This is a genomic window from Chamaesiphon sp. VAR_69_metabat_338, from assembly GCF_031423935.1.
Lineage (GTDB): Bacteria > Cyanobacteriota > Cyanobacteriia > Cyanobacteriales > Chamaesiphonaceae > Chamaesiphon.
In genome coordinates, this window is the sequence record NZ_JANPGM010000068.1 from 1 (window position 1) to 5504 (window position 5504).

General features: G+C 49.5%; 6 protein-coding genes. All 6 read right to left on the minus strand.

Annotation, left to right across the window (positions count from 1 at the left end):
• Positions 1–127: 127 nt before the first annotated feature.
• Positions 128–1129: a DUF2382 domain-containing protein gene (locus RMO84_RS02005; RefSeq protein ID WP_310486785.1), complete on the minus strand. Its 1002-nt coding sequence runs from the start codon at positions 1127–1129 to the stop codon at positions 128–130.
• A gap of 170 nt (positions 1130–1299) precedes the next feature.
• Positions 1300–1656 carry a DUF5335 family protein gene (locus RMO84_RS02010; protein ID WP_310486786.1) on the minus strand — a complete coding sequence of 119 codons (357 nt, stop codon included), beginning with the start codon at positions 1654–1656 and terminating at the stop codon, positions 1300–1302.
• 437 nt (positions 1657–2093) lie between these two features.
• Positions 2094–2597 (minus strand): DUF1269 domain-containing protein, encoded by a 504-nt coding sequence (locus tag RMO84_RS02015; protein ID WP_310486787.1) that lies wholly within the window; start codon positions 2595–2597, stop codon positions 2094–2096.
• Positions 2598–3001: 404 nt separating this feature from the next.
• On the minus strand, positions 3002–3358 hold the full coding sequence (locus tag RMO84_RS02020) for a four-helix bundle copper-binding protein (protein WP_310486788.1): 357 nt from the start codon (positions 3356–3358) through the stop codon (positions 3002–3004).
• A gap of 149 nt (positions 3359–3507) precedes the next feature.
• On the minus strand, positions 3508–3984 hold the full coding sequence (locus tag RMO84_RS02025; RefSeq protein ID WP_310486789.1) for a universal stress protein: 477 nt from the start codon (positions 3982–3984) through the stop codon (positions 3508–3510).
• A gap of 127 nt (positions 3985–4111) precedes the next feature.
• The coding region (locus tag RMO84_RS02030) for a leucyl aminopeptidase (protein WP_310486790.1) at positions 4112–5504 on the minus strand (1393 nt) is incomplete at its 5' end.

The window sequence follows — 5504 nt, forward strand, 5'->3', positions numbered from 1 at the left end:
TCTCTAGATCGATCGAAAATCACGGGCGACTCCACAATAATTTTATAAGTTAATATCTCGAAAAAATTTACTGGCGATCGCCAGTGAGTCTGGGCGGAGCGACTCGCTCCGCCCAGACTCAATCGTGTTAGTTGCGATCGCTTATCGGTCGATCGTCAACATTTTTGACATCGATTTCTTCGCGACGTACCTGCTCTTGGGTCTTAACAGTTTCTTTGTCTACGACTTTACTAACTTTGACTTCTTCGCGGACGAATGCCTCTTTATGAAATTCGGGGACTTCTTCATATACTTCCATCCGCGAGACTTCGCCTTCTTTGAAGTTGGCTTCGCCAGGAGTAATTGGCGTCGCACCCGTGCTGGGCATCCGCTCGATGACGACGCGCTCTTTTTGAACGGGGACAGAAGCAGTCGCTGTTTCGGTTTCGACATGTTTGCTAATTACGGCTTCGCCTGTCTTCTGACGGGTTTTGCTAGCAATTAGTCGCTCTTGATAGAGTTTGAGGCTGGGGTGGTTTTGCTCGTTAATGGCATACAGATCTGGTTCGCGATCGTATGTCGAGGCTGCGGCGACAGGCTCGGGTGCAGGCTCAGGTGTCGGTGCTGGTGTCGGTGCGGGTACGGGTGCGGGTACGGGTGCGGGCGTTGCTGCTGCTTGACGCTGGTACTCGACCTGTCCGTCTACATAGGGAGTATCGAGATCGATCATTGCATCCTCATCGCGATCGCTAGCTCGATATTTGGGAGTGCCGGTAGCGCGGACGCCAGTTGCTGGTGCAGGGGAGCGATAAACACCGCGTACCCGTTCTTCGTGGTCGTTATCGACTAAAGTATGTTCGTCAAATTCGGGGAGGGTTTCTACTTGATGCTTGGTCAAGTTTTCGGCATAGACCCGTTTGCGTTGGTACTCGATCCGCGCGCGACCGATCGGTAACAATACCCGTTTGCCCAAAATCCATAGCCCTGTATTGATAATCAAGTACCGGAAATGGCCGCTGTCGTCTACTAATACATCTTCAACCGAGCCAATTTTTTCATCGATGGCGTACAAATCCATCCCTTTAACATCGTCGTTACCAAAATGCTGTTTGTAGTCTGGATCGAAATCTTTAATTTTATGAAGAGCCATTTGATTTAATCCTCTTGCTAGACTGCTTTACTAAATGATAGAAAACTGCCACTCGCGATGTATCTTTCGATGTGCCGATCTAGTTCGCACCATCAGAGAGAGAGCAAAAAATCTCGCCGCCTTTTTGCTCGGCAATCATTTTGATGCGCTATGTTCGATCGCCGATCGATTTAGTTAGGAGCTTGGAGTTTAATTAATGTTTTGGTGCCACCAGCATCGCTAATCGATACCGCCATCATCCGTCCGCTTTCGCTTTGAGCGGTTAAGACTTCCGTCGGTGCATCGACTGTATGCGCGTACGTTACTTCATCCTTACCGACTTCAATGACCAAATCGTCCCCTTTCCCAGGTCGATCGTACACCATCGCCATCAAGGGTGCGTCCTGAATTAATTCTTCATCGCCGAGTTCGGGACTGATGATTTCAATTGAAATGTGTCTGCCGCGATTGCCGTCGGAAAACTGGTCGAAAAATTCGCCCCAACGTTCTTGGGGTACAGACTTATTGATGTCGATGCGATCGCTCATAACCAAATGACTCCTAAATAATACAATTGCGCGTCTTCAATTTGAATAGTCACCAATAATTCACTCCCGATCGTTGCCGCCTTCAGAGAATGTCCGAAAAGTCTGACTGTGTTAAGCCAGAACCCTAGAAATCCCCCCTAGCCCCCCTTGAAAAGGATGGAGCCAGATTTAAAGTCCCCCTTTTTAAGCTACCGTTTATACACAAGTCGGTTGGACTTCGTTTTGAGATCTGAATCCCCCAAACCCCCTTAAAAAGGGGGCTAAGATCGGATTTAAAGTCCCCCTTTTTAAGGGGGATTTAGGGGGATTCAGATCTACGATCGAGCACAAAAGGGCTTTTCAGACATCTTCTCAAGTTCGATCGAAAGTTGGCGACTCAAACAAATAGCTCGATCGGATCTGGTGCGCCAAAATCTCGATCGAGCGATAACGATTAGTTATGAAGCAGTCAAAGCTGGTTCGCCTTTACTTAAAGCTGCTTGGAGCTTGGCTTCATCTTCTTTAGATAGCGAAGTCCGCAAAACTTTGCCTTCAAATTTACTCAGATCTGCTAATACGCGATCGGGTGTAGATTTGCGTACCAGTACAAAGATCGCCGAAGTTCCTGGCTCGATCGTACTGCCTAAATCGCGCATGAAATTGTCATCGATCCCGATGTCAGACAAGGCTCCCGACAGCGCACCAGCCGCAGCACCTACTAACGCAAAAATGGGGTTGAAGAACAGTACGCTCAATAGTATGCCCCAATAGCTACCACTCACAGCACCAGCAGCGACTAGCTCTTGAGCTTGTTTGATTTTAACTTTACCTTCTTGGTTTCTGACGACCACAGCAGCATCTTCGAGGTCAACTAAGTACTCTGATTGAAGTTTTCTTAATTCGTTCATTACCTCGTCTGCTTTAAACTCATCTTTAAAACCGACAACAATTAAGTCACTCATTTTACAATCCTATAATTAAGTTCGATTTAGATCTAACTTTGTAATTATAAAAAATGCAGCATCGCGATCGTCTCCTCCAACAGATAGAGATTATCGATCGAATGTGCGATGTTGTTGGCTAATTACGTTATGCCAAAATTAAGGGGAGGTCAAAATATTGACCTCCCCTCAATCCAGCAATACCTAAGAGGATGTTTGGAAAGTCCAATTGCTACGTTTCGAGTGGGTAAATCCCCCGCTTGGTGCGCTTCCATGGTCGGGAAACCCGACCGGAGCGCATCCGTTAAATCCCCCTTTTTAAGGGGGACTAAGAGTCTGGTTCCCCCCTTTTGAAGGGGGGTTAGGGGGGATTCTCTAGGGTTTGCAAGTGTTATCTTCTACTTTCCAAACATCCTCTAACAGCACTATGCAGCCATCGCCATCAACATTTGACGGCAAGTTTCCGCACAGCGACGACAGGATGCAGCGCAGCGACGACAATGGTCGCGATCGTGTCGTTCGCATTCAGCCGCACAGCTATCGCAAGCTTCGGCGCAGACGGCGCATAATTGGGCGTGCAAGTCGGAATTGCGACTCATAAATCGCGCGCAGAGGGCGCACAAATCGGTGCAGTCGCGGCAAGTTTTGATGCAATCGGCCATCATTTGCACCATGTCACTACTCAGACAGGCACTCATACAATACTCACAGTCCTGAAGGCATTGTAGGCAAGCTTCAATACAGGCTGCCAGTTGAGAGGTTCGAGATTGAGTTGCATTCATCAGATTACTCCTGAAGACATCGCTCGATAGCTGGACTCATCCACTCTCTAGTTACACCGATTTACGATCGCCAAGAGATCGCTCGATCGATAGAGATATCTCGATCGAGTTAAATCTAGATGGCGGTACATTGCTCCACTTGGCTCGACTCATGGCTCGCGCACGACCATCACCGAGCAAGGTGCATGGTGCAACACATAGCTACTAGTGCTGCCCAATAATATTTCACTCAACCGGGATTTTTGGTGAGAGCCAATGACGATTAAATCGGCGGCAACAGCTGTCGCCGTCTCACAAATTACCCGCCCAGCATCGCCGAAATTTTGCAAAATTTCGGCGGGGACGCGCTGCGCTTGCGCCTGTTGAGCGAATAATTGCAGCCGTTCTGTACCCAAGCGTTCTTCATCTTGCCACTCTGTCTGCACTCTGGCGATCGCCAAATCGCTAGCAATTGGCGAAATACTGCCCAAACCAGGATTGCTGCCCAGTTCCAGACCAGTCTGCATGGGACTAATAACGTGCAAGATGGCCATCTGAGCACCCAGTTTTTCCGCAAACATCAATCCCGTCTCAAAGATGTGTTGTGACTGTGGCGAGTCACCAGTTGCGATTAAGATTTTTTGCATGAGATCTCTATGTTTGAGCGCGGTTGTCGATGAGAACTGTCGATTCTGTAGTGGTGGCGAACCAGCAACCGAGCGACTTAGATAGTGGCACTCAACCACCCTCTAAGCCGCAGTAAATCGAGCGGGATTAGCTCAAGACCCAATTCACCAAGGTTCTGACTGGATGACCCGTCGCACCCGCATTATTCACGCCATGCTCCTTGTCGCTCCATACCGGCCCAGCCACATCTAAATGCGCCCAGGGCGTATCTTTGACGAACTGTTTGAGGAAGAGAGCGGCGGTAATCGAGCCGCCACCGCGCGGGCCGGTATTTTTGAGATCGGCAATGGGTGATTTAATCCCATCGAAATATTTATCCGCTAACGGCATTTGCCAGAAGTTTTCACCGGCTAATTCTGCCGCTGCGAGAATGCCGTCGGCGAGAGACTGTTCGGGACTCCACAAGCCACCAATATCATCCCCGAGGGCGATAATACAGGCACCTGTAAGCGTGGCCAGATCGACGATCGCATCTAAGCCCAGTTTATCCGCATACACCAACGCATCAGCCAGAGTCAAACGGCCTTCAGCATCAGTATTGTTGATTTCGATCGTTTTGCCATTAGAAGCCGTGAGGATATCCCCAGGGTGCATCGCGCGCCCGCTAATCATGTTTTCAGTCACCGCACTGATAAAGTGAACTTCGACATCGGGTTTGATTTGGCCGATCGCTTTAGCCGCCCCAAACATGGCTGCCGCGCCACCCATATCTATCTTCATCGTTTCGATCCCACTGCCCGCACCCTTGATATTCAAGCCACCCGAATCAAAGGTCAAACCTTTACCGACGATCGCAATTTTGCGCCGGGGCGTACCGGCAGGGGTATAAGTCAGATGGATAAATTTCGGCGGCATTTCCGAAGCTTGTGCCACGCCTAAAAAGGCACCCATGCCCAAAGCTTCGCATTCAGCTTGCTCCAAGATTTTGAGCGCGAACCCATAATCTTTAGACATCTGGATGGCGGTGTCAGCCATACTCATCGGGGTGACGATATTGGCTGGTGCAGCGACGAGTTCGCGTGCCAAAATTACGCCATCGGCGATCGCGTGCGCTTTACTAATTGCCGGATCGTTTCCGGCGGCCTCCAACAGATGAACTTCACTCAGCTTGAGCTGATGTTCGGGCTTGACTTCGGACTTAAAACGATTGTCTTGGTGGAGTGCTAGCAGCAACCCTTCACTAATAACTTGGGCAGTTGTCGCACTATCTCCATTCCAGACAGGGAAACTGATGCCCAAGGTTTGGGCTTTCTCCCGTTTAGCAGTCCGCGCGATCGTCGCACCAGCTTTGCGGAGGGTATCGAGTTTCAACTCTTCGGCTTTGCCCAAACCCACCAACATAATTTTGTGAATCGGGGTGTTGACACCAACGCGAGTCACCGCGCTACTGGATTTTGCCCCTTTGAAGATGCTGTCGAACTCAGTGGCGATCTTGCCGAACTGAATACTAAATTGGCTGATATTATCGCCGCACTGATTG